This window comes from Virgibacillus carmonensis, assembly GCF_057836705.1.
The window spans coordinates 1-684 of the sequence record NZ_JBYQFJ010000177.1 but is presented as its reverse complement, the minus strand read 5'-3'; the positions used below and the strand labels follow the sequence as shown (position 1 = coordinate 684).

The window sequence follows — 684 nt, the reverse complement described above, 5'->3', positions numbered from 1 at the left end:
AGATATATATAAGAAAGATATAGCAGTCCCATTTTCCTCAAGTACGGAAGTTAATATACCAATGTTAATGACTTTTTTGTTTATAGTAGTGGTAATTGGTTCACTGAGTTTAATATTGTATTTTCAAACAAAGAAAAGTGACACATTCTTAAAGCATCCGTTATGGGACAAAATGCACATCCTTATGCCCTTCAACAATCCCTGTTCTTGTGAACGGGGATTTTACTATTTTCTAAGCGACGCGTGGAAGGAGTGGATTTGAATGGAAATAAAAATTCGGGATGTAGATGTTCGTGCCGTAAGAGTGTTGGATGAGGAAGCTAAAAAACAAAAGGTATCAAGGAATGTATTACTGAAACGAATGTTAGAGGATGCAGTGAAATTTGATGGCATTAAGTTAGCAGAAAAAGAATTAGATGTGACTGTGAGTCGAGTTGCTGACGGATTGGAAATGACGTTCAAACGATTAAATCATATAGAAAAACGAACGCTCCATCTGTATTTGATTTTATGTGATGCACTTGGATTAAATCCAGAAGAAGCCGATTACATTTTAGATAAAACATTTGCTATGGATGACAAGGAGGGAAATTAAAATGAGCATGACAGAAGAGAAAAAACAAGGATCATATTTTTTGTTAAGCACTGAAACGAAAGAAAAAATTAAAGTGGCAGCGAATGAAA

The 684-nt window shown here is 34.6% G+C and carries 1 protein-coding gene; it reads left to right on the top strand.

Going from position 1 to position 684, the window contains the following annotated elements; translation table 11 throughout:
• The first annotated feature begins 262 nt into the window (after positions 1-262).
• Positions 263-595 carry a hypothetical protein gene (locus AC3G7N_RS21230; protein WP_089060879.1) on the top strand — a complete coding sequence of 111 codons (333 nt, stop codon included), beginning with the start codon at positions 263-265 and terminating at the stop codon, positions 593-595.
• Positions 596-684: the final 89 nt, after the last annotated feature.